Source organism: Spectribacter hydrogenoxidans (assembly GCF_031846275.1).
GTDB classification, from domain to species: Bacteria; Pseudomonadota; Gammaproteobacteria; order Nevskiales; family Salinisphaeraceae; genus Spectribacter; species Spectribacter hydrogenoxidans.
On sequence record NZ_JAVRIB010000007.1, the window covers coordinates 113101 to 136472 of the forward strand.

At 67.0% G+C, this 23372-nt stretch carries 23 protein-coding genes; 2 read left to right on the forward strand and 21 right to left on the reverse strand.

The window, feature by feature from the left end:
• Window positions 1-10: 10 nt before the first annotated feature.
• From RM532_RS08315 to cutA, 21 genes are all read right to left on the reverse strand, one after another.
• Entirely contained in the window at window positions 11-1009 is a 999-nt protein-coding gene (locus tag RM532_RS08315; protein ID WP_311652797.1) for a hypothetical protein, read from the reverse strand.
• Between the two features lie 6 nt (window positions 1010-1015).
• A complete protein-coding gene (purH, locus tag RM532_RS08320; RefSeq protein ID WP_311652798.1) occupies window positions 1016-2593 on the reverse strand; it encodes a bifunctional phosphoribosylaminoimidazolecarboxamide formyltransferase/IMP cyclohydrolase in 1578 nt (525 codons plus the stop codon).
• Between the two features lie 30 nt (window positions 2594-2623).
• Window positions 2624-2881, reverse strand: a complete 258-nt coding sequence (locus RM532_RS08325; protein ID WP_311652799.1) for a helix-turn-helix domain-containing protein — start codon at window positions 2879-2881, stop codon at window positions 2624-2626.
• A gap of 92 nt (window positions 2882-2973) precedes the next feature.
• A complete protein-coding gene (locus RM532_RS08330; RefSeq protein ID WP_311652800.1) occupies window positions 2974-3933 on the reverse strand; it encodes an AgmX/PglI C-terminal domain-containing protein in 960 nt (319 codons plus the stop codon).
• Window positions 3930-4436, reverse strand: coding sequence for an ExbD/TolR family protein (locus RM532_RS08335; protein ID WP_311652801.1), 507 nt, complete (start codon window positions 4434-4436; stop codon window positions 3930-3932). The genes RM532_RS08330 and RM532_RS08335 overlap by 4 nt, the downstream gene beginning before the upstream one ends.
• Entirely contained in the window at window positions 4433-4924 is a 492-nt protein-coding gene (locus RM532_RS08340) for an ExbD/TolR family protein (protein WP_311652802.1), read from the reverse strand. Before RM532_RS08340 ends, RM532_RS08335 begins: the two co-directional genes overlap by 4 nt.
• Window positions 4924-5577 (reverse strand): MotA/TolQ/ExbB proton channel family protein, encoded by a 654-nt coding sequence (locus RM532_RS08345; protein WP_311652804.1) that lies wholly within the window; start codon window positions 5575-5577, stop codon window positions 4924-4926. The genes RM532_RS08340 and RM532_RS08345 overlap by 1 nt, the downstream gene beginning before the upstream one ends.
• Before the next feature lie 81 nt (window positions 5578-5658).
• Window positions 5659-5949, reverse strand: coding sequence for a hypothetical protein (locus RM532_RS08350; protein ID WP_311652805.1), 291 nt, complete (start codon window positions 5947-5949; stop codon window positions 5659-5661).
• A complete protein-coding gene (locus tag RM532_RS08355) occupies window positions 5919-6503 on the reverse strand; it encodes a tetratricopeptide repeat protein (RefSeq protein WP_311652806.1) in 585 nt (194 codons plus the stop codon). The genes RM532_RS08350 and RM532_RS08355 overlap by 31 nt, the downstream gene beginning before the upstream one ends.
• A complete protein-coding gene (locus tag RM532_RS08360) occupies window positions 6496-9276 on the reverse strand; it encodes a tetratricopeptide repeat protein (protein ID WP_311652808.1) in 2781 nt (926 codons plus the stop codon). Before RM532_RS08360 ends, RM532_RS08355 begins: the two co-directional genes overlap by 8 nt.
• Window positions 9273-10928 (reverse strand): tetratricopeptide repeat protein, encoded by a 1656-nt coding sequence (locus RM532_RS08365; protein ID WP_311652810.1) that lies wholly within the window; start codon window positions 10926-10928, stop codon window positions 9273-9275. The genes RM532_RS08360 and RM532_RS08365 overlap by 4 nt, the downstream gene beginning before the upstream one ends.
• The gene (locus RM532_RS08370) at window positions 10925-11491 is read right to left on the reverse strand and encodes a hypothetical protein (protein ID WP_311652811.1); all 567 of its coding nucleotides are present in this window, start codon (window positions 11489-11491) and stop codon (window positions 10925-10927) included. The genes RM532_RS08365 and RM532_RS08370 overlap by 4 nt, the downstream gene beginning before the upstream one ends.
• A gap of 107 nt (window positions 11492-11598) precedes the next feature.
• Complete coding sequence (locus RM532_RS08375) at window positions 11599-13185, reverse strand: hypothetical protein (protein WP_311652812.1); 1587 nt, start codon at window positions 13183-13185, stop codon at window positions 11599-11601.
• Between the two features lie 13 nt (window positions 13186-13198).
• On the reverse strand, window positions 13199-14752 hold the full coding sequence (locus tag RM532_RS08380) for a hypothetical protein (protein WP_311652813.1): 1554 nt from the start codon (window positions 14750-14752) through the stop codon (window positions 13199-13201).
• A gap of 14 nt (window positions 14753-14766) precedes the next feature.
• A complete protein-coding gene (prmA, locus tag RM532_RS08385) occupies window positions 14767-15657 on the reverse strand; it encodes a 50S ribosomal protein L11 methyltransferase (protein ID WP_311652814.1) in 891 nt (296 codons plus the stop codon).
• Window positions 15654-16997 carry an acetyl-CoA carboxylase biotin carboxylase subunit gene (accC, locus tag RM532_RS08390; protein ID WP_311652816.1) on the reverse strand — a complete coding sequence of 448 codons (1344 nt, stop codon included), beginning with the start codon at window positions 16995-16997 and terminating at the stop codon, window positions 15654-15656. Before accC ends, prmA begins: the two co-directional genes overlap by 4 nt.
• 7 nt (window positions 16998-17004) lie before the next feature.
• Entirely contained in the window at window positions 17005-17463 is a 459-nt protein-coding gene (accB, locus tag RM532_RS08395) for an acetyl-CoA carboxylase biotin carboxyl carrier protein (RefSeq protein ID WP_311652817.1), read from the reverse strand.
• Window positions 17464-17487: 24 nt separating this feature from the next.
• The gene (gene aroQ, locus RM532_RS08400; RefSeq protein WP_311652818.1) at window positions 17488-17937 is read right to left on the reverse strand and encodes a type II 3-dehydroquinate dehydratase; all 450 of its coding nucleotides are present in this window, start codon (window positions 17935-17937) and stop codon (window positions 17488-17490) included.
• A 124-nt stretch (window positions 17938-18061) separates the two neighbouring features.
• Window positions 18062-18571, reverse strand: coding sequence for a TlpA family protein disulfide reductase (locus RM532_RS08405; RefSeq protein WP_311652819.1), 510 nt, complete (start codon window positions 18569-18571; stop codon window positions 18062-18064).
• Window positions 18568-20361: a protein-disulfide reductase DsbD gene (gene dsbD / locus RM532_RS08410; protein ID WP_311652820.1), complete on the reverse strand. Its 1794-nt coding sequence runs from the start codon at window positions 20359-20361 to the stop codon at window positions 18568-18570. Before dsbD ends, RM532_RS08405 begins: the two co-directional genes overlap by 4 nt.
• Window positions 20358-20696 carry a divalent-cation tolerance protein CutA gene (cutA, locus tag RM532_RS08415; protein WP_311652821.1) on the reverse strand — a complete coding sequence of 113 codons (339 nt, stop codon included), beginning with the start codon at window positions 20694-20696 and terminating at the stop codon, window positions 20358-20360. Before cutA ends, dsbD begins: the two co-directional genes overlap by 4 nt.
• A 157-nt stretch (window positions 20697-20853) precedes the next feature.
• Here cutA and RM532_RS08420 point away from each other — a divergent pair, with 157 nt between their 5' ends.
• Together RM532_RS08420 and ilvD are read left to right on the forward strand one after the other, a co-directional pair.
• Window positions 20854-21486 (forward strand): peroxiredoxin, encoded by a 633-nt coding sequence (locus RM532_RS08420; RefSeq protein WP_311652822.1) that lies wholly within the window; start codon window positions 20854-20856, stop codon window positions 21484-21486.
• Window positions 21487-21603: 117 nt separating this feature from the next.
• Window positions 21604-23289 (forward strand): dihydroxy-acid dehydratase, encoded by a 1686-nt coding sequence (ilvD, locus tag RM532_RS08425; protein ID WP_349255293.1) that lies wholly within the window; start codon window positions 21604-21606, stop codon window positions 23287-23289.
• Window positions 23290-23372: the final 83 nt, after the last annotated feature.

Genomic DNA, 23372 nt, shown 5'->3' on the forward strand with positions numbered 1-23372 from the left:
GCGGCTGGTTTCAGCCGCCGTGGCCCGGCAGCCACTCGGTGCTGCCACGGATTTCGATTGTTTCGCCTTCAACGTCCACGGGAATCGACCAATCGCCGACCACGGCCGGCTGGCGCCGGTCCGCGGGCGGATCGCCCTGGTGGAATGCGCGTGGATCGCGCCAGCCGAACCCGCCGGTGGTCGATGCCACCGCCCATTTCGGCCCCTCGCCGCCGTCGTCGTGGCGCAGGGGCGAGTCCGAAGGGGCGGCGATGCGCCAGGTGGGGCTGCGGCGATTGATCAGCACCTTGCCGGGGATGAAGCGCACGAAGGGTTCATTCTCGATGCCCAGAACGGTGAAGCTGGCATTGCCGCGGTTGGCGATGAACACCCCCGGCACCAGTCCGGCCAGGGGGTAAACGCTGACATTGTCCGCGGGCGCCTGGTCCGGCGCCAGGCGGGTGCGGTAGAGCCCGTTGGGCGCATCGCGGTACAGAAAGTAACCGGAGATGATGTGTTCCTCGCCACGGAAACGCACCGGGATGGCCCAGCGCTGGACCAGCACCTCGTCCTCGTATTCTCGCAGCGTTGGCACCGTCATGCCGTCGACCCGCAGGCGGGAATCGAACCAGGCCCAGGCCGGACCGTTGTCCACTCGCTGCCAGCGTGGTTCGCCGGCAGCGCTGGCCGGCGGCTGCCGGTCCTCGGCATAGCGGCTGCGGTGAAAGGCAGTGCTGGCCAGATTCGCAGCGGTCTCGTGCGGGCCGATGCGCAGGAATGGTTGATCGCCCTGGTCGAGAATCTCGAGCGTATCCCCGGTCAGGTTGTGCACGGCGATTCGGGGTGACGCGGTCTGCTGCAGCTGGACCAGCAGCCCGTCCAGGGCCGGCGGTAACCGGTCCAGCGACGGGCGGATCTGCCACACGAGGACATCCCCGTCTGCCGCGTAGATGGCCGGGCTGGCCATCAAGAGCAAGAGGGTGGCTGCGGCCAGGCAGCCCAGAAGCCGGCTTCGGATTTGTCGCGTCATCCGGCTTTAGTGCCGGAAATGACGCATCCCCGTCAATAGCATGGCAATACCGGCTTCGTCGGCGGCGGCGATCACTTCGTCGTCGCGGATGGAACCGCCCGGCTGGATCACCGCCCTGATGCCGGCCTTCGCGGCCGCGTCAATGCCGTCGCGGAAGGGAAAGAAGGCATCCGAGGCCATCACCGCGCCGGACACTTCCAGCCCCGCCTCCCCGGCCTTGATGCCGGCGATGCGGGCGGAATCCACCCGGCTCATCTGACCGGCGCCGATGCCCACGGTCTGCCCGTCGCGCGCATAAACGATGGCGTTCGACTTGACATACTTGGCCACGCGCCAGGCAAACAGCAGGTCGGCGTGTTCCTGTTCGGTGGGCGTGCGTGCCGTGGCGATCTTCAGGCTGGTTTCGTCCAGCAGCGGGAGATCGTCATCCTGGACCAGCAGCCCGCCGCTGATCGGCTTGAAGGTGAGCGCTGCTGCGGTGGCGGCCGGCCAACCCGTTTGCAGCACGCGCACGTTCTTCTTGCTGGCCAGGGCCTGGCGGGCGGCATCATTCACCGCTGGTGCAATGACGACTTCCGCGAACTGATTGTCGACGATTGCCTTCGCTGCGGGGCCGCCCAGCTCACTGTTGAAAGCGATGATGCCGCCGAAAGCGGACACCGGATCGGTGGCGAAGGCGCGCCGATAGGCGGCCTCGCCGTCGCGTCCCGTGGCCACGCCGCAGGGGTTGGCATGCTTGACGATCACGCAGGTCGGGGTGTTGTCGTCGAAGGCCCGGATGCAGGCGAGAGCGGCATCCGCATCGGCCAGGTTGTTGTAGGAGAGTTCCTTGCCCTGCAGCTGCTCGGCGCCGGCCAGGCTGCCGGCGGGCGGGTTGGCCTGGTGATAGAAAGCCGCGGCCTGATGGGGGTTTTCCCCGTAGCGCAGCACGGCCTGCCGCTGATACTGGCGGTTGAAGGTGGCCGGGAAGGTTTCGCGCTCACCATCCGCTGAGATTCGCCCCAGGTAATTGGCGATGGCGTCGTCGTAGCCGGCGGTGTGGGCGAAGGCCTTGCCGGCCAGCTGCACCCGCTGGTTAGCCGGAATCCCGCCATTGTGGGCGCGCATGGCGTCGAGCAGGGCCGGGTAGTCGTCCGGGTCCACCGCCACGGTGACGAAGGCGTGGTTCTTGGCGGCCGCGCGAATCAGCGTCGGGCCGCCGATGTCGATGTTCTCGATTGCCTCGGCGAAGGGGCAGTCGGGCCGTGCGATAGTGTCGGCAAACGGGTACAGGTTGACCACCACCAGGTCGATCGGCTCGATGCCGTGCTCGGCCATCACCGCGCTGTCCACGTCGCGGCGTCCGAGAATGCCGCCGTGAATGCGGGGGTGCAGCGTTTTTACCCGCCCGTCCATGAGTTCCGGGGCGCCGGTGTGTTCGCTGACATCGGTGACCGGCAGGTCGGCCTCGCGCAGCGCCCGGGCGGTGCCGCCGGTGGAAAGCAGATGGACGTTCTGTTCGACCAGGCCGGTGGCCAGCGCGACCAGCCCGCGCTTGTCGGAAACACTCAGTAATGCGCGACGCACGGGCCCGGCATCGGCCATGTTCAAACTCCTTCGGGATTGGGCGCCGGACTAGCGATCCAGCGCGTACTGTTTCAGTTTCTTGCGCAGCGTGCCGCGGTTGATCCCCAGTACCTCGGCGGCACGTGACTGATTACCGGCGCTGTATTCCAGCACTGACGACAGTAGCGGCTTTTCCACCTGTTCCAGCACCATTCGGTACAGATCGCTGGGCGGTTGACAGCCATTGAGGGCCCGGAAGTACGCATCCAGACTATCGCTGACATGATGACTCAGCGGGATCGGTTGGTCCGGGCGACGGTCAGTCATCGGCGATACGGAGCACGCGCGTCAGCGGTAAGCGGTCGATCACTATAACCGCAAGCTCGAAACAGGCAAACCCCAAGCGCACTCGGGGTTGCCTAGGACGGGAAGAAGCGAATCGGATAGTTGCCGCGCCATACGGGCACGCCCTCCTGGGCACCGAAATTGATCAGGCGGACACGATTGAGAATCTTGTCCTCCAGTTCCGGGTTGTCCAGGTCGCTGGACACGATGGATGCCGAGGTGACTTCCCCGGAGGGCTGGATCTCGAGTTCCAGAACCACCGTGCCGCGCATGCCGGGATTGGTGCGCAGCCCACGCTGGTAGATGGAAAACAGCGAACTCTTGTTGCGATCAAACACCACCTGAATGGATTCCACCGATCGCGCGGCCTGACCGCCGCTGCCACTGCGGCCACTGCCGCCGCCAACAGCCTGGCCGCCGCCCGGTGGCCCCTCGACCCGGGTGGTGCTGCGGCCGGCCAGTTCGGTGCCGCCGCCCAGTTCACCCGGCGACCCCACCTGGGACTGGATGCCGGTGCTGCCTTCACCCAGATCGCTGGTGATCAGCCGGCGGGTATTGGTGTTGGCCGCTGCGCCTGCGGACAGGTCGCGCTGGGAGCGCACCGACTGCGTTGCCTGGTTGTTGCGCACGTCCTGAAGCTGATCGGCGAAGGCCATCACGCCGGAATCGCGCGCCCGCGGCTGGGGTGTGGGTTCGGCCACCTCTGGTTCAGGCTGGGGTTGCGGTTCGGGTTCCGGCGTCGGCTCGGGTTCGGGCTCCGGCACCGGTTCCGGCGGTGGTTCCTGCTGTTGTACTGGTTCCGGTGGGGGAGGCGGTGGCGGCGGCTCCTGCTGCTCGATCACCAGCTCCGCCAGCCTCGGCGGCAGTTCGTCATCCTGTTCGTCTTCCGGCAGCTCGAACAGCGGCAGCAGCGGCATCAGCAGCGACAGCAGCAGGATCGGCAGCAGGATGCCGAACAGGATGCCGGAGAACCGGCGGTCGGCGCGGTCGTCCGCGCTCCATGGCAGTTGCGGGCCAAGGGCGATCGCACTCATCCCTGGGGTTCCTGTAGGACGGCCAGCGATACTCGCCCGAATTCGGCGGCGGTACCGGTGAGCATGACTTTCCGGATCAGGCGATAGGGTAGTTCCTTGTGCGCCATGACGGTGATCTGGCCGCGACCGACGGGTGCTTCGCCCTCGGCTGCCGGTTCGGGGTCATCAAGCGCGCTGCGCTGCAGGGCCTCGGCCAGCGCCGGGATGGTGGCCTCGTCACCGGCCATTGCGCTTTCGTGATCGATGATCTCCCGGCCGTTCACCAGGATTCGGTCACGGGTCAGCATCACCACGATGGTGTCCTCGGCCTGCTTTTCGGCGCTGGATTCGGGCAGATCCAGATCCTTGGGGCTCGGCAGCGTCTGCACATCCGACGCATTCACCAGCAGGAAGAACACCAGAATGGTGAAGATATCCATCAGCGACACGAGGTTCATCGTCGGCCGCCGGTTCTGGCGGTTGTGATGACGCTCCATGCGGCGGGCGCGGCGAGAGGTCCTCATGGCGCATCTCCGAGCGCGATTTCCGGGAACAGTTCCGTCGATACGGATTTGCCGGGGTTGTCTGGATCCGGCTGTTTGGTGATGCGCACGGCATCCATCACGTTGACCAGGATGTCGTATTCGGTATCCGGCTCCAGCAGCACGCTTGCCTCGGTGACATCAGGGTTCTCGGCCTTGATTGCCTGCATGATTTCCGAGAGGCGCTCGTAGTCGAAGCTGCTGTCGTCTGTCTGCTCGATGGTGGCCACGCGCCGGCGCCCGTCACCGACGATCAACGCCGTGTCGCGCACGATTACCTCCAGCCGCAGCTTGTCCTCCTCCTCGGTCTGCTCGCTGGCGCTGGGCAGGTTGAGTTCCAGGATCGCGAGCTTGGTGAACACCGCGGTGATCAGCAGGAACGGTACCAGGATCACCATCAGGTTAAGGAACGCGGTGATATTGAGTTCACCGACGTCCTTGTCACGCCGGTGGGAAAATCGGCGACGCATCAAACTGTCTGCCCGTCCTGCTGACGCTGTGCCGGCACTGTGTTGAGGAACTTCACCGACGCCATTTCCAGGCTATCCACCACATGGGTGGTCTTGGTGGACAGCAGGGCGTGAATGAGCAGCAATGGAATTGCCACCATCAGCCCGAAGGCGGTGGTGTTCATGGCCACTGAGATGCTGGCGGACAGCAGATCGGCTTTCTCCGCCGGATCGGCATTGGCCACCGCGGTGAAGGCCTGAATCAGGCCAATGATGGTGCCCAGAAGGCCCAGCAGGGTGGCGATGTTGGCGAAGGTGGCCAAGTAATGGGTGCGGCGCTCGAGGTTGGGCACCGTCTCCATCAGTGATTCCTCCATGGCCATTTCCACGTCCTCGCGGCGGCGGCTGGTACGCAGGCGCGACAGGCCGTAGTTGAGGATGGTGCCGATCTCGGCCTTGGAATCCGCGGTGGCGGACTGGGCGCGGTCGTAATCGCCGCTGGCCAGGATCGGGCTCAGGCGGTCCCATTCCTTGCGGTTGCGGATTTCGGTGCGGCGAAGATGCCACCAGCGCTCCAGTGCAATCGCCAGGCCCAGTCCCAGAATGAACACGATCGGGAACATGAATGGCCCGCCGTTCTGGAAAAAGCTGACGATGGTGTTGTAGGCCTCCATTGAACAATCTCCTTGATTTGTATGCGCCCCGGTCCGGCGCCCGGTGCCGGTACGGGCCTGTGGGACCGACGCGGGCCCTGATTACTGCCCTTGTGCCTGTTCGTAGTATTCCAGCCGACGCTGGAATTCGTCGGGATCAATCGGTTCCAGCGGCTCCTCGACCAGCCGGGTGGGCTCGCTGGTCAGTTCGCCCACGCTGCCCTTCTTCCACGGCACGATGGTCAGGCCCTTGGGCAGTTCCTGGGAACCGAAGATGTTGCTGCCGGCTTCCGGCCCGGCGGCCGGCTGTCCTTCCGGTTGCGCCAGGGCCAGGCTGCTGACGGCCAGCATCAGCCCGGCGGCTAGAGTCGTTGCTTGATGTCGGCGATCCATAGCGCCACCTCGTCGTCTGGCTGTTCGGAGAGCGCCTGAAAGCGCTCATAGTGTGTCAGAGCCTGCTGCGGCCGACGCAGATACACGTCGTACAGAATGCCGAGATTCAGATTCGCATAACGGTTGTCGGGTTCCGCGTTCAGTGCCGCCTTGTAGGCCTGCTCCGCTTTCTGGAACTGGCCGTCGCGCCGGTAGAGCACGCCCAGACGCACCAGTGCCTCGGTCAGACCGGGCTCGAGTTCCACCGCCTTTTCGAATGCCGCGCGCGCCTCATCGTCGCGCGATTGCAGCATGCGCGCCGTACCCAGGTTGGCGTGGGCCTCCGCAAGGTCCGGTACTTCGCGGGCGAGCGCATCGAACACCTCGGCGGCGCGCTCGGCGTTGCCGGCGCGCAGCGCGCTGGCGCCGCTTTCGAAGCGGGCCGCCTGATCGCCGGACAGCCCGGTCGTGCGGGCCGGCTTGGAGGCGGTGCCGTCCTGGTCGGGACCGGGGGCCACGGCACAGCCGGCGGCCAGCAACGCCACTCCGGCGACCAGCGCCAAGTGCTTACTCAACCGTAACAATGCCATCGCTCATGCGCTCCGTCTTGGCGTACCGGGCGGGCAGCAGTTCGGCCAGTTGCGCCAGGCTCTTGCGTACCCATTCATCGTAAATGCCGTTGCCGATGCGCTCGACATTGGCTTCATGGATGCCGATGGCATCCTCCTCGAACGGGAAGGCCTGCTCCTCGAGCAGGATTTCGTATTGCGCCTTCTCGTTGCCGGACAGTTCCGACGGGCGCGGCGATTCCAGCAGCGCCTGACCGAAATCGTAATACAAATCGCCGGTGTGGTATGTGGCGGCGGTGGTCACTTCGGCGATGCCATAGTCTGCGGCCTGCCCGTAGGCGTCCAGTGCCGCCTGCAGCCGGTCCTTCTTGGCCGGCAGACTCTGTTCCAGCGGCAGGCTTAGGCGGGTGGAGTCGAACGCGGCGCGCTTGTCCCCGGCCAGCTTGAGCGAGGCCCGGGCGGCCAGCGTCCGGGTACGCTCGGTGGCCGCGCCGGCATTGTCGGCATGGGTGTCGATCAGGCGCTGACGCCAGTCGTCAGCCGCCGCCGTATCGCCGCCGTCCCGATGCAGGTCGATCAACGCGTGCTGGGCTTCGATGGTGGTCTCGAAATCCGGCGAATGCTGTGTCAGCAATGACTCGTAGGCGGCGATCGCCGCGCTCGTGGAGCCGGCCTCGGCGCTGAGCTGGGCCGTCTGCATCGCGGCGTCCAGACGCTGGGCCGACTCCAGCTGGGTCTGCTGGCTGATGCGGGCGAACTCGTCGGCCGCCGCCAGCTTGTTGCCGTCTTCCAGATGCAGTTCGGCCAGCTTGCGGGTGGCCTCGTCAGCCAGCTCGTTGCTCGGGTATTCGCTGCGGAAGGATTCCAGCAGGCTGATCGCGGCGCCGGTATTTTCTGCGCGGATCTGGGCGGCGGCGGCGTCGTACAGGGCGGTCGCGCGCACGTCCTCGGCGGTGCCGGCGGGCACCAGGCTCCGCAACCGCAGGAACTCCTCGGCGGCCGCTTCGTCCTCCCCGGCATCCACCAGGACTTCGCCCTGCTTGTAGATTGCCGTGGCTAACTGCTGTTCCCAGTTCTCGCCTTCCTGCGGCGTGGCGTTGTTGAGCAGCCAGCGCAGAGCGGTTTCGGAGTCGGCGTAGGCTTCGGCATCCTGGGCGGCGGCGGCCCGGATACGCCAGGCATTGGTCAGCTGGGTGTTGTTGGGCGGCGGCTGGTGGTCGATCAACTGCTGTGCCAGTTCGTCGGCGGTGGCCAGTTCCCCGGCGCGATAGCGGTCCTCGGCCAGGCGGGCGAGAGCGTTGATGGCGTTTTCCTCGGCCGGATACTGCTCGGCGAAGCGCTGGGTGGATTCCAGCACCCGCGGATCGGTTGCGGCGGCATCACCGGCGGCTTCGCGCCATGCCAGGATCGCCGCGTAGCCGGCTTCCGCAGCCTTTTCATTGGGCGCCGCATCGTAAGCCACCTGCTCATACATGGTAGCGGCGTCGGCGAAGCGATCCGCCTCGAACAGGACTTCACCGCGCAGGAAGGCCAGCTCGGCGGCGCGCGGGGTATCGGGGAAGATGGATAGATAGCGGGCGTACCACTCGGCGGCGGCTTCGTAGTCCACGGTCAGCCCGGTCTCCTGGGCGCCCGCGTGCAAGGAGCTGGTGATGCTGTCCAGGTACTCCTGCAGTCGTTCGCGAACCTCGTCCACGGTGAGCGGGTCCTCGCCGTACCAGGACTGCTTGTCGATGCCGTAGCGGGTCACGTAGGCCTGTTTGGCCTCCAAGGCAGGTTTGTCGAAGCCGCCGGCCTCGAGGGCCTCGATGGACGCCACTTCCAGCGCCTTGGCCTGGGGGTGTTCGGGATTGCGGCGGGCGAAGGCCAGCGCCGTTTCCGAGGCGTCAGTGTAGCGCTCCTTGTCCAGGTAGTAATCCATCAGCCTCTGCGTGAGCAGGTACTCGTAGGGCTGGGCCTGCTGCTGATCGACGAAGTCGGCCGGGGTGTACTCGGCGCCCAGCAACGCGAAGTTGAGCGTCATATTGCGCAGGGCATCCTGGGCCACTTCGGCGCTGGCCTGGGAGATATCCGACACCGCCAGGGTACCGTCCTCGGCAATGCCGTCGGTACCGACCAGCTGCCGGATCACTTCGAGTTCGTCGGACAGCGAATCCTGGTGACGTGCCAGCTTGTAATACGACCAGCCCCGCTTGTAGAGCGACTGGATATAGAAGCTGGCATCCTCGCCGCGCTCGATCAGCCAGGTGTAGTCCTCGGCCGCCACCCGGTAGCTGCCATTGACGAACCGGGTTTCGGCACGGCGGAAATAGGCCTCCGGAATCAGCTTGAAATCCGGGTAACTGTCGATCAGCCGGGTCAGCGCGGTGATGCCGGCGGCGGTGTCACCGGCCAGGTCCGCGGCGTGCGCCGCACGATAGAGCAGGTCAGCTTCTCGTTCGCGGTAGCTCTGCACCGCGACCAGACGCTGGTAGATGTTGAGCGCCCGGCGGGCGGGTTCCCGCGGATCATCGGCCTGGCTGGCGATGGCCAGCTCGGTGTCAGCCAGGCGGCGGAGAATGGGATTGCGCTCGCTGGGGTCCTGCGTGAGCTTCAGCAGTTCCCGGTAATTCTCGCGCATCTCCTCGAGACCGGCTTCGCGCGGCTCCGAGGGGGTGATCTCGATCTGGCGCTCTTCCAGGCTCTTGAGCGTGGCGGGGGCTTCATCCTGTGCCTGGGCCAGTGCCGTGGTCAGACCCACCGCGACCCCCAGGCCGAGACTGTGAAACCAGCGTGTCATGGTGCACCCCCCTCCGAGGCCCCGGCGGCAGCCGTGTCGAATAATGTGGCCCGTCCGCGCCGGATCTGGGCCAGATATGCGTCGAGAAACGCCTTGCGGCGACTCAGGATACGGTGAGTTTGCCCGCGCAGGAAGTCGGCATGCTGCTTGAGGGTTGCGATCAACTGCGATCGGGTGGCCTGAATGCGCTGCGCGGCTGCGCGCAGACGGTCGCGGCGTTGTGCCAGGCGGGGCGGCAGGGTGTCGGACGCGAGCACCTCTCGGAACACTTCCCGCTGGACCGGCTGTTCCAGTTCGGCGACTCGCTGCTGCCAGTGGTCGAGGCGGTCGAAGTTCATGCTGAGATCGTTTATGTCCGCGATGGTGGTTTGGACCCCCGGCCGGGCGAGAATGTCCGCCAGCGGCACCGGCAGCGCCGCTGCCTGGATATCCAGTGCCTGTAGCAGACGCGCCTCGGGATCGGTATCGGCCGACTGACGCGGCTCTGCAATCGTGGCGGACGTGGATAGCCGGTCCAGCAGGTCCTGGGTGGCCTGGCGCCGGGGCAGGAGCTGGTCCAGCGCCTCGGCATAGGCGGTCTCCGCGCGCTGATTGGCCGCCAGCTGCTGGAAGGCGTGGCCGGTCGCCATCAGCGCTTCCTGCACGGCGACGTCGTCGGCATTGCGTTCGGCCAGTTCCAGCCACGGTCGCAGGGCCCGGCGATAGCGTTCCTCCGCGGTGTCGCCGCCGTCCTCCCACTGGAATTCGTCGCTGTCGCGGAACATCCGTGGCCGGCCGCAGGATTCACGTGGCATCCGGCGCAGCACCGGCAGGGAATCAGGCAGCAGCCGGGCGGGATCCTCCAGGCAGCGGATGCGTCGCATCAGCACCAGGTCCTGCGGTTCGCCGTCGGGCGCCAGTTCCGACCAGCCCAGGCCGAGCAGGGCCTTGTCCGAGAACGGCCCGTCCAGGCGGATGCGCTTGAACAGCCCGCGCGCGGTGGCACCCTGGCCGAGTTCCAGAAAGCCGAAGGCCAGGACCAGATTCGCCTTGTCGCGTAATGCCCGTGCGCTTGCCGTTTCCGCATCCATGCGTCCGATTTCGTTGAGTTCGCCGGCGCCTTCCTGATTCCGGCCGGCGCGTACCAGCGCCACGCCGAGATTGTAGCGCGCGGTGAGATCGTTATCGTGATCCTCGATCCAGCGGCGCAGCGTCGCTGCCGCCTCAGCGGGTTGGCCGGCCGCCAGCTGGAGCTGCCCGCGCAACCCGCCGAGGCGGCCGGCGATGTCATCCGGGATCATGAGCACCACCCGGTCCAGGGCGGCCAGCGCCCGTTCTGGCGCGCCGCGTTGATGCCGGGCTCTGGCCAACTCGAACCACAGCCGGGTGCGCTCGGTCGCGGGCGGCTGGTCGCTCAGTGTCTGCAGGATTTGCTCAACCCGGTCGAGCAGACCCGCGGCCAGCAGCGACCGCGCGCGTGCAAGTCCCTGGGCCTCACGTGTTTCCTGATAATGGATCAGCACCTCGTGCGAGGCGCCGGTCTGCTGCAGATACTGCGCATGGGCGCCATGGAGCTCGTTTGCCGGAGCCGCCCGCAGGGCCTCGGCGGCGCCGACCGGCGCAGCGGCACAGGCCAGGCAGAAGCCGAAGGCCGCGGAGTGCCAGACTGTCATGGAAGGTCGTCGTAGCTGCGTGCGAGCAGTCCGGGCCCACCGTTGTTGCGGCCGGCGTTGTCCACAGTGACCTCGGGGGACAGCCGCAGTTCGAGCAGCCGCGGGCCCTCGGGTTTGTCGATGGTGAAGCGCTGCTCGCGGCGATAGGGCTGATTATCCAGCTGTCCCTCGAATCGCACCCGCACCCGGTGCGGGCCGGGGTTGAGCCCCGCGATGAACAGCTTCTGGGCGCCCTGGTTGGCCAGGGCTGCCCGCTCCTGGTCGCTGTAGCGATGGCGCGTGACCACCGTGCCGTCGACGCTGAGTTCCACCGCGTCGAGCATGAAATCGGTCATTGCCGGATCCACGGTGAAGAACACGGTCCAGCGGCGCGGGGCGGGATAGCTGATTTCCTGTTCGAGATCGGTCAGCTCCGCCTCGAGGTCAAGCATCTCCTGCTTGAGATTCTGGGTGGCCTGATCGAGCTCCCTCAGTTCGATCTCGGCATCCGGTTTGGCGGCAGTGGCGGCAATCATCGTCAGGGCCAGGATGACCCCGATGATCTGGCAGGCAGGGCGATTCATAAGGGGGCTTTTGCGGGACTCGTCGCTTGAAGTCATCGGCGAACTCGGTTGAAACCTTGAGTCGTCGCCGCGCGAATCCCGAGTATAGACAACCGTTGCCGAAACTGTCATGGCGTATCCGGATTGCCGGCCCGGTAGAGTGCTGCCAGCCCCTGGCGGGCATGGCTCAGGTAGCGATTTAATTGCTCGGTCACGAGGTCGCGGCGCTGTTGCTGCTGTTGTTCGACCGCCTGGCTGAGCTGCTGTTCCAGCGCCGCATGGCGGGTTGCAAGCTCTTGCACTCGTTCAGCCAGGCGGCGCAGGCGCGCCTCGTCCGGGGCAGCGGTTACCGCCGAAGCGTTCCGGGTCGATGGCAGGGCCGTGACCACACCGCCGTGCGGCATCAAGGTCAGGGCCGATCCGCGACCGTTGTCCGCGCGCCATGCATTCAATGCCGCCGCCAGATCCTGCACCGGTGCCGAGTCGGGGAGACGCGCCAGTTGTCCGGAAAGGCTGCCACCGCGGGCGCCCAGATGCTGATGCATCGTCCGCAGGTTGTTCGCGATCGCGCCCAGGGCGCGCCGAGTGGTGTCGGGCCGGCCGGGCGGTGCGGCACCCGCCGCGTCGGCCACCGCGGTTTCCAGCCGGCCGATGGCCCGCTGGAAACCCTGTTCCGCGCCGGTGGCGTCGCCTGCACGCCACAGCGCATGGGGCAGGGCGGCGAGGGCCTCGGCGACCACGGGATCGGTGGGGGCACCGCCGCGGATCGCTGCCCGCCAGGCCACTGCGGCACGACGGTATTGCGAGGATTCCGTGGCCTGCAGAGCGGCCGAATCCATCAGGCGCTGGTCGTCCTCGAAACGCCGTTGTCGACAGCTGCGGCGGCTCACCTGGTGCAGGGGGTCGGCGTCGGCCCAGAGTTCGGCATCCTCCGGCGGGCAGACCTGTAGCTGACGCTCCAGGATCGATTGCGTGAGTGCCCCGGCGCTGATTTCCGACCAGCCCAGTCCGAGCATCGCCTTGCGGCTCAGGGGTCGGTTCAGACGTACCCGTAGAAACGCCTGGCGTGCCTGGCTGCCGCGATTGCGGTTCAGCAGCCAGAAGCCGAGTAGCACGTTGGCCTGGTCGGCCAGCAGCTTGCCGGCGGGATCGGGGCCGCTATAGGTGCCCAGTGCCTGGAGGATGCCGAGACCCCGTTCGGGTTCGTCAGTCTGCAGCCAGGCCAGGCCCAGGTGGTATCGGGCCAGCCGCGGCAGGGTCTGGATTTCGCGCTGGCCTGCCAGCGCCAGGGCGGCTGGATCCCCGCGACCCAGATGCAGCTGGGCCCGGGCGAGCAGCCGGGCGCGCGCCAGCGCAGCCTCGGGGTCCAGTTGCAGCCGCATGCGGGTCAGCGCGGCGATGGCGGCTTCGGGATCGCCGGCGGCGAGCCGGGCACCTGCCAGCGCCAGATGGGCGGTATCCGCGCCGCGGTGGCGTTCCAGAATGGCGCCGGCCGAGGTGGTCAGGCCCGCCCCGGCGTAAAGCTGCGCGGCGAGCGGCTCATCATCGAGCTGTCGGGCCCGCAGTTGCGACAAAGCGGAAAGCGGTCGGTCGGTCGCGGCCTGCCAGCGGGCATCGGCCTGGTGCAGCCGCTCGGCTTGCCAGGCCGCGGATCCTGCTGCAACCAGGGAAGCCGCGACCAGCAGTACTGCGACCAGGCCGTGCGGTGCCCTCATGGCAGGTGGGTAGTCAGGGGGCCAGCAGGGCGGTCAGCCCGGCCTGCGCCTGCTGCAGGTAGGCAGCCAGCATCCGATCGGTGGCCTGTTGCTGGGTTTGACGGGCGGTCTCGGCGGTCTCGGCGAGATCGCGGGTGAGTTTTGCCAGCGTTACCTGTTGCCGGTCCAGGGCCTCGGTCAACTCTGCCCGCCGCGCGGTATTGTCCGCGAACGCCCTGTCGTAGGTGTCGAGCGCGTCCAGTCCGAGCTTGAGCTGCCCGCGTTCCACCGCGCTCGGCGAGCGTGGCGGCAGCGACCAGTCCCCGCCGCGCCGGAGTTCGGTCAGCACCTGGCCGAGCCGATCCAGCGCCTGTTGCCTGCCCGGCCCCGGAGCAGAGAGGCGTTCGGCGCGGCTTGTCTGTTCATTCAGATGTTGCTGCACGTCATCGAGGCGCTGGTTCTGTTGTCGGAATTGCGCGGCCAGACGATTCGGGAGCGATGCGTCATTGGATGTCAACTCGGCCCGGGCCTGGTTGAGGGTCTCGATTGCCTCGCGATAGGCGCGCTCGGCACTGTCCGCATCGCCGGATCGAGCCAGGACATGGGGCAGGACGGCCATCGCTTCGGCCACCACCGGGTCGGTGGGCGGACCTTTTCGCGTGGCGGTCTGCCAGGCCACGAGTGCCCGCTCCCGCTGGGTGCTGTCGCCCATGCGCAGGCGGATGAAGTTGACCATCCGGCGGCTCTGGTCGTACTCGCGGGTGCGGCATTCCCAGCGCTTGCCCTGGTCACGGCTGGCGTCGTCCTTCCACAGCTGGGCGCTGCCCGGACGGCAGCTTCGGACGTCGGTGCTGGTTTTCACCTGGGGCAGATCGAGCATCCCCAGCTGCGCCCAGCCAAGACCGAGCATGGCCTTGGCGGTGAGGGCCGTGTCGGTATCCATGCGCAGGAACACGTCACGCGCGCTGCTGGGGCGGTCGCGTTCCAGTAGCCAGTAGCCCAGTGCGAGATTGGCCTGGTTGGCCAGCAGGCGGGGCTCGGCCTCCTCGCCGCCATAGCGGCCCAGTTCGTCGAGCATTTCGGCAGCGGCCTCGTCGGCACCGATGGCCATCCAGGCAGCCGCCAGGTTGTAGTTTTCCAGCGGGGTAAGGTCGCGTTTCTCGCGCTGGCGATACAGCACGTCGACGGCATCCCGCGGACGGTCCGCCCGGAGCATGGCCAGGGCCAGCAGGTGCGATTCGTCGGGGGACAACTCGTCGGCATGCGCCAGCGTAGCGATGACCTGCTCCGGCCGGTTATGGGCGGACTGTGCACGAGCGAGGGCGGTTCTTGTCTCGCGCCGGCTTACGGGTTCGTCGATGGCAGGGACATGCTTGCCGGCACTGCCGGTCAGGTCGAGCGCCAGCAGGGCCTTTGCGGCCGCCGCCGTCGGGGTGGCGACATTGCGCCAAGCTGCCATCGCCTGCGCCGGTTGACCCGTATCGGCGAGCCAGCGGCCGTGATTCCGGTGCAGGTTCTCGGCCGGCGACGCCGCAGCGATGCCGGTGATGGCCAGAATCGAGCAGAGAAGCAGCAGCCGGTATGTCATGGCTATGCGGGTTTTCAGTGCCGGACGGCGTCGAGGCGGACCCAGCCGTCGCGGGCGGCGCCGCCCACGAAATCGAAGTCCGCGGTATAGGCCTCCTGTACTGCGTCCGCCTGCTCTGCGAGCAGGCCGGACAGACACAGGTCACCACCGGAATGAACCAGAGACGCCAGTGTGGGCGCCAGGTCGATCAACGGCGCGGCCAGGATGTTGGCCAGCACCACATCCGCCGGCGTCGCGGCTTCCACGGAACCTACGTCGACCCGCTGCTCGAGTCGATTGGCGCCCGCGTTGTCACGGGTGGCGACGAGCGACTGCGGGTCTATATCCACGGCCTGTACGTAGGCGGCGCCGAGGCTGGCGGCGGCCAGCGCCAGCACGCCGGAGCCGCATCCGTAGTCGAGCACGCGGCGGCCTACGGGCGGATGAACGTCCAGCCACTCCAGGCACAGCGCGGTGGTGGGATGGGTGCCGGTGCCGAATGCCAGGCCGGGATCCAGCCGGATGATGGCCTGGTCTGGCGACGCGGGATCCGCGGCGACCTCGGCATGGTGTGGGCAGACCCACAACCGCCGGCCGAAACGCATGGGGCGGTAATCCTGCATCCAGGCCCGCACCCAGTCACGGTCCTCGATCAGGGCGGGGCGGCAGTCGACCGACCGCGGGGCCAGCGCGTCGCGCAGTGCCGCGGCAAGTTCGGCCGGATCACGGTCGCCGGGGAACAGGCCGGTGACGGCGGCACGGTTCCAGGCCGGGGACTGGCCGGGGGCGGTTTCCACCAGCATCTCGTCACCCGAGCCGCTGACGGTGACGGCCACCGCGCCCTCCGCTTCCAGGACGGCCTCCAGCAGAGCCGGGCTGGCCCCGCTGGTCTCGATCTGCAGCCATGCGGGCGCCGCAGCGGTCACGACCCGCGCAGCAGCTGTTCGAGATAGTGAATGTGCACGCCGCCGTCGATGTGGGCGTGTTCACCCAGGATGCGTTGGTGCAACGCGATGTTGGTGTGGATGCCCTCCACCACCATTTCGGTCAGGGCGTTGCGCATCCGGGCGCTGGCCGCGGCGCGGTTCTCGCCGTGGGCGATCAGCTTACCGATCATGGAGTCGTAATGCGGCGGCACGGTATAGCCGCCGTAGGCGTGCGAGTCCACCCGGATGCCGGGCCCGCCGGGGGCATGATACTTCTCGATCCGCCCCGGCGCCGGCACGAAGGTTTCGGGATGCTCGGCGTTGATCCGGCATTCGATCGCGTGGCCGGTAAAGCGGATATCCTCCTGGCGCCAGCGCAGTTTCTGACCGTCGGCGATGCGCAGCTGCTCGGCGACCAGGTCCACCCCCGTGACCATCTCGGTGACCGGGTGCTCCACCTGGATGCGCGTGTTCATCTCGATGAAGTGGAATTCGCCGTTCTCGTAGAGAAACTCGAAGGTGCCGGCGCCGCGGTAGCCGATGCGCTGGCAGGCCGCTACGCACAGGGCGCCGATGCGCTCGCGTTCCTCGGGGGTGATGCCCGGGGCCGGACTTTCCTCGATCACTTTCTGGTTGCGCCGCTGGACCGAACAGTCACGTTCGCCCAGATGGATGACATTGCCGTGATGGTCGGCCAGCACCTGGATCTCGATGTGGCGCGGTGTCTCCAGGTACTTCTCCATGTAGACCAGCGGGTTGCCGAAGGCGCTGGCGGCCTCGCGCCGGGCCATGTCGATCGCCCCGGCCAGCGCGGATTGTTCGTAGACCACGTGCATGCCACGGCCGCCGCCGCCGCCTACCGCCTTGACGATCACCGGATAGCCGATTTCCTTGGCAATGCGGCGGTTCCCGGCGTCGTCATCCGCCAGCGGACCGCCGGAGCCGGGCACGCAGGGCACGCCGGCCGTCTGCATTTCCTGGATCGCGGATGTCTTGTCGCCCATCAGCCGGATGGTCTCGGCGGTGGGGCCGATGAAGATGAAGCCCGAGCGTTCGGCCGATTCCGCGAAATCCGCATTCTCCGACAGGAATCCGTAACCCGGATGGATACCGGTGGCGCCGGTAACCTCGGCCGTGCTCATCAGCGCCGCCATGTTCAGGTAGCTCTGGGCGGCCGGCGCCGGACCGATGCACACGGCTTCTTCGGCCAGCAGCACGTGTTTCTGCTCCCGGTCGGCGGTGGAATAGGCCGCAACCACATCAATGCCCAGTTCGCGGCAGGCCCGCAGGATGCGCAGCGCGATTTCGCCGCGGTTGGCAATCAGAACCTTATCCAGCATGGCGCGCTCAGCCGATCACGAACAGGGGCTGGTCGAACTCCACGGGTTGCCCGTTTTCGACCAGGATGGCGGTGATCTCGCCGCTCACGTCGGCTTCGATCTGGTTGAGCATCTTCATCGCTTCGATGATGCATAGCGTCTGATCGGCGGCCACACGATCGCCCACCTCGACATAGGCGTCCGCGTCCGGCGAGGGGGCGCGGTAGAAGGTGCCCACCATCGGGGCGCGCACGACATGGCCGTCCCGCGTGTCATCAGCTGGGGCCGCTTCGGCTGCCGCGGGCTGGCCGGCGGATTCAGGTGCCGCAGGTGGCGGCGCGGCGGCCGGGGGCGCGCTGGCGGGCATGCTGCCGGCCGGCGGATACCGGCCGATGCGCACGGATTCCTCGCCCTCGCTGATCTCGAGCTCGGCAATGCCCGAAGACTCGACCAGCTCGATGAGTTTCTTGAGCTTGCGTATGTCCACGCTGGTTTCCCCCTGCTGTTGTGATCAGGCGCGGTCGGCGGCGAGCCGCGCCAGTGCCGCCTGCATGGCCAGTTCGTAACCGTGGGCGCCCAGCCCGCTGATCACGCCGACGGCAATATCGGAAAAATAGGAATGGTGCCGGAACGCTTCCCGCGCCCAGATATTCGACAGATGGATCTCGATGAAGGGCGTGTCGACCGCCAGCAGCGCGTCGCGTAACGCCACGCTGGTATGCGTGAACGCCGCCGGGTTGAGCAGGATGATATTCACCCCTTCCTCGGCGCTCTGGTGGATTCGCTCGATGAGAGCGGCCTCGGCGTTGGACTGCAGGCAGGCGAACTCGACGTCGGCATCGTCGGCCTGCCGTGCCAGTCGTTGCTCGATGTCACCCAGCGTTTGCATGCCGTAGAGGCCGGGCTCGCGTTGTCCCAGTCGATTGAGATTGGGACCGTTGAGCAGAAGAATCTTGGCCACGCATGCGCCCTGATCGAAGTTGGCCCGATTGTGCCGCAACCAACCGGCGATGTACACAGCCGGCTGTTTTCGTGTCAGATCACGCCCGTTCGAGGCAAGATGGCGTCCGGTCGACCGGGCCGGATCAGGGTTTTTTCAGCAATGGCGCCAGCATTTCGTCCAGGCCTTCGCGGGTGATTTCGCCAACCGCCCGGGCCTCGATGCGTCCCCGGCGATCAATTACCAGCGTTACCGGCAAGCCCTGACCGGCGCCTAACTGGTCCTGCACCCGCATTACCGCACTGGTGTCGGCCAGCACCGGGTAGTTGATGTCGTAATCCCGGGCGAATCGGGCGGCGGTATCGGCATCGTCCACGGCCAGGCCGATGATTTGAACGCCCTGATCGGCCAGCTCGCGCTGTGCGGCGACCAGCATGGGAACCTCTTCGCGGCAGGGCTTGCACCAGGTGGCCCAGAAATTGACCACGCGAATCTGCCCGGCCCAGCTTTCGAGGGTTTTCGGATCACCGTCGAGATCGGCGATTGCCACATCCGGCAGTTCGGGCGGGGGCGCCAGGGCCAGCCACGCCGTCAAGCCGCCGGCGCCGCCCAGCAGCGCTAGGCCGATCAGCCAGCTGGCGGTGCGGCGGGTCACGGCGAGACCGCGTCGCGCAGGCGCCGGACGAAGCCGGCGGCGTCGGTTTGGCCGATCAGCCGGTAGTCGCGGCGTTCCTCGCCGTCGGCGCCGATGAACAGGATCGTGGGCGGGCCAACCACGCCGAATTCCCGCATCAGGGCGCGATGGCCACCAGTGTACTCGGTCACGTCAAGCTGCAGGGCCGCCACCCCGTCCAGCGCATCGCCGACTTCGGGCTGGTTGAATACGCGGTGTTCCATGTTCACGCATTCCACGCACCAGTCGGCATAGAAATCCACTACCGCGGGTCGACCATCGCCCGCGGCCTGCTGCATGGCCTGGCGCAGGGCATCGCTGCTCTGCACGCGCGTGAAGGGGGTCTTCGCGGCATTCGCCGCCGTGCTGGCGGACCCGCTGGTAAATGGTGCCAGCGGGCGTAGCGGATCACCCGCACCGCCGCTGGCGCCCACAACCAGCACCGCGGCATAGATCAGGGCAAGCAGGCCGGCGCCTTGGCCGAGGCTCTGAATGCCCGCGCCACGCCCGGCGGCTCGGCCAAGCGCCGATAAATGGGCCCCGTAGCCGGCAAACAGGCCTGCCCACAGCACCAACTGGACCGGTCCCGGCACAATCCGACCCAGCAGCCAGATGGCCACGCCCAGCAGAATGATGCCGAACAGCACGTTGATGTGCTGCATCCACTGTCCGGCGCGCGGCAGCACGCCACCGCCCACCGTGCCGAGCACGATCAGCGGCAGACCCATGCCCAGGCCTAGGCAGAACAGGGCCAGGCCGCCCAGCAGCGCGTCGCCGCTGGTGCTGATGTAGAGCAGGGCCCCGGCCAGCGGCGGGGCCAGGCAGGGGCCCACGATCAGCGCCGACACGAAGCCCATGAGACCGGCGCCGGCAAGGCCGCCGCGATCGCGCCCCACGGCGGACAGGCGAGCCTGCAGCTCGGCCGGTAGCTGTAGCTGGTAGAAGCCGAACATGGCGAGCGACAGCGCGACGAACACCAGCGCGAACGGGGCCACCACCCAGGGCGACTGCAGTGCGGCCTGGAGGTTGAGCCCACTCAGGGCCGCGATCACGCCGAAAACGGTGTAGGCGGCCGCCATGGCCAGCACATAGGCTGACGACAGCAGCAGGCCCCGCCAGGGCCCGACCGCGCCCGACTGGCCGACGATGATGCCCGACAGGATCGGAATCATCGGCAGCACGCAGGGCGTGAAGGTCAGCAGCAGGCCGAGGCCGAGGAACGTGGCCAGGGTCCACAGCCGCCCGTCGTCGCTCAGGGTATCGGCCAGCCGGTCCTGCTCCGCGCGGAAACCGGTAGGCGGGTCGTCGGGTGAGGACGCACCGGCGCTGCCGTCGGTGAGCGAAATTTCACGGGTTTCCGGCGGATAGCAGAGGCCGGCGTCGGCGCAGCCCTGGTAGGTGACGGCCAGCCGGGCGTTGTCGCCGATGTCCCCCTCGATCGGAATTTCCACCGACAGTGAGCGGCGGTAGGTTTCCACTTCGCCGAAGAATTCGTCTTCATGGACCTCGCCGTCCGGTATCTCCGGATCGCCCAGGCGCAGATCGTTATCGCCGACCGGTTCGAAGGCGAGGGCGTGACGGTACAGGTAGTAGTCCTCGGCGATCTGCCAATGCAGGGTCAACTTGCCCTCGGCGGGCTCGACATCCAGCACGAAGGCTTCGTCCACCGGGAGGAAGTCGCGATCGCTGCTCTGCAGCAGCCCCGACTGACCGAATGCGAGGGCGCTGATCGTCAGCAGAAGCAGCGCCAGGCCGGCTCTCGATACCTTCATGCGGGTTCCGTGGTCTCCTTGACCCATCGTAGATAGCCGTCCAATCCGTCCGCGGCTCGGACCGCCAGGATCTCGGGGAGTTCGTCGGGATGCAGTGTCAGCACCCGGGCTTTCAGCGACTCGAAACGATCGGCCGTGGTCTTGATCAGCAGGAGGAGTTCCTCGTCCACCTCTACCTGACCCTGCCAGTGGTAAACCGATTGCAGGCCGGGTACGACATTGACGCAGGCCGCCAGGTGTTCATCCACCAGGGTGCGCGAAATCTCGCTGGCCACGGCCGGCGCCGGGCAGGTGACGTAGACGACATAAACCGCCGTGTCGCGGGTTTCGGTCACGGATGGAACCTGTAGTTGCTGAGAGGGCAGCCGCCGATGGTAGGAAGCCGTGATTCCTTTGTCACTAAAGATATAACCATGACATTGGTTGAAAAGCGCGGCATATGCCCTTAGACCACCACTCCGGGCAGCAACATACAACCGATGGAGTATTCCCATGGCATTGCGACTTGGCGACACCGCGCCGGATTTCGAAGCCGATACCACCGAAGGCCGTATCCGTTTTCACGACTGGATCGGGGATTCTTGGGTGGTCTTCTATTCTCACCCCGCCGATTTCACGCCGGTCTGCACCACCGAACTTGGCGAAACGGCGCGCCTGAAGGCCGAGTTCGACAAGCGCAACGCCAAGGCGATCGTGCTTTCGGTGGACTCGGTGGAGGATCACCGCGCCTGGTCGGGTGACATCGAGGAAACCCAAGGCAGCGCCGTGAACTTCCCGATCATCGCCGATCCGGACCGCAAGGTATCCGAGCTCTACGACATGATCCACCCGGGTGCGGGCGACACCTCCACGGTGCGGTCGGTCTTCGTCATCGACCCCAACAAGAAGGTTCGCATGACCATGACCTACCCGAAGAGCGCCGGCCGCAACTTCGCGGAGATTCTGCGGGTGGTCGACTCGATCCAGCTGACCGACGGCCACAAGGTGGCCACGCCGGTCAACTGGCAGGCCGGGGAGGACGTGATCATCCTGCCGACGCTTTCCGACGACGAGGCCAGGGAACACTTCCCGGATGGCTGGAAGGAGCTCAAGCCCTATCTGCGTGTGACCCGGCAGCCGGGCTGACCACGACCGCGCCTGCATCCGCTCGACAGGGGGCGCCCATCGCGGGCGCCCTTTTTTGTGGGCGGCCCCGATGCGGGCATAATGGCGCGCCTTCTCCACGCCACCGGGAGCCTCCAGATGGGCCAGAGCGACGAGCGCAAGCGCCGCAGCAGCGTTATCACCCAGGGTCTGGCGCGCGCGCCCAATCGCGGCATGCTGCGCGCCATGGGTTATTCCGATGCCGATTTCGACAAGCCCATTGTCGGGGTGGCGAATGGCTACTCGACCATCACGCCCTGCAACGTCGGCCTCAACGTCCTGACCGATCGCACCGTGGACGCGCTGGAGTCCGGCGGCGCCAAGGCCCAGACCTTCGGTACCATCACCGTGTCCGACGGCATCTCGATGGGCACGCCGGGCATGAAGTACTCGCTGGTGTCGCGCGAGGTGATCGCGGATTCCATCGAGACTGCGTGCCAAGCCGAGAGCATGGATGGCGTCATTGCTTTGGGCGGCTGCGACAAGAACATGCCGGGCGCGATGATCGCCATGGCGCGCATGAACATTCCCGGTATCTTCGTTTACGGCGGTACCATCAAGCCGGGGCGCCTGGACGGCGAGGATCTGAACCTGGTGTCGATCTTCGAGGCGGTGGGTCAGTTCTCGGCCGGCACTATCGACAACGACCGGCTGCGGGCGGTGGAATGCAACGCCTGCCCGGGGGCCGGCTCCTGTGGCGGCATGTATACGGCCAATACCATGTCCAGTGCGTTCGAAACCATGGGCATGAGTCTGCCGTACTCCTCCACCATGGCCGCGGAGGACGATGAGAAGGGCGAGAGCGCGGCTGCGTCCGCCCGCGCGCTGATCGAGGCCATCGAACAGAATATCCGCCCGCGTGATCTGCTCACCCGCCAAGCGTTCGAGAACGCCATCGCGGTGATCATGGCGCTGGGCGGCTCGACCAATGCGGTGCTGCACCTGCTGGCGATCGCCCATGCCGCCGAGGTGGATCTGAGCATCGATGATTTCGAACGCATCCGGGGCCGGGTGCCGGTGCTGTGCGACCTGAAGCCCTCGGGGCGCTATCTCACCGTGGACCTGCATGCCGCCGGCGGTGTGCCGCAGGTGATGAAGATGCTGTTGACGGCCGGGTTGCTGCACGGTGACTGCCGGACAATCACCGGAGTGACCCTGGCGGAGGTGCTGGCCGACGTGCCGGACGCCCCGCCTGCCGGCCAGTCGGTGATCCGGCCGATGAGCGATCCGGTCTATCAGGCCGGACATCTGGCCATCCTCAAGGGCAATCTCGCCGAGGAAGGGGCGGTGGCCAAGATCACCGGCCTGAAAAAGGCCGCCATCAGTGGCCCCGCCCGGGTGTTCGACTCCGAGGAAGAGGCGATGGGCGCCATCCTGGAGGATCGCATCCGGGCCGGCGACGTGGTAGTGATTCGCTACGAAGGGCCGAAGGGTGGCCCAGGCATGCGCGAAATGCTGTCCCCCACGTCGGCGCTGATCGGGCGCGGGCTGGGCGAAAAGGTCGGCCTGATCACGGATGGCCGTTTCTCCGGTGGCACCTACGGTATGGTGGTCGGCCACGTGGCGCCGGAAGCCGCCGTGGGCGGCGGGATTGCGCTGGTCGAGGAGGGTGACACCATCACCATCGATGCGGAACGCCGTTTGCTGCAACTCGAGATCGACGACACCGAACTGGAACGCCGGCGCGCCGCCTGGCAGCCGCCGGCACCGCGGGTCACCCGGGGCGTACTGGCCAAGTACGCGCGGCTGGTGTCCACCGCAAGCCGTGGCGCAGTGACCGATTGATCCCGGCGCCAGCGCCCGGCTGATTCGGTTGCAAACAAGAAGGCCCGGCCCGCGAAACGCGGACCGGGCCTGATTTTCCCGCC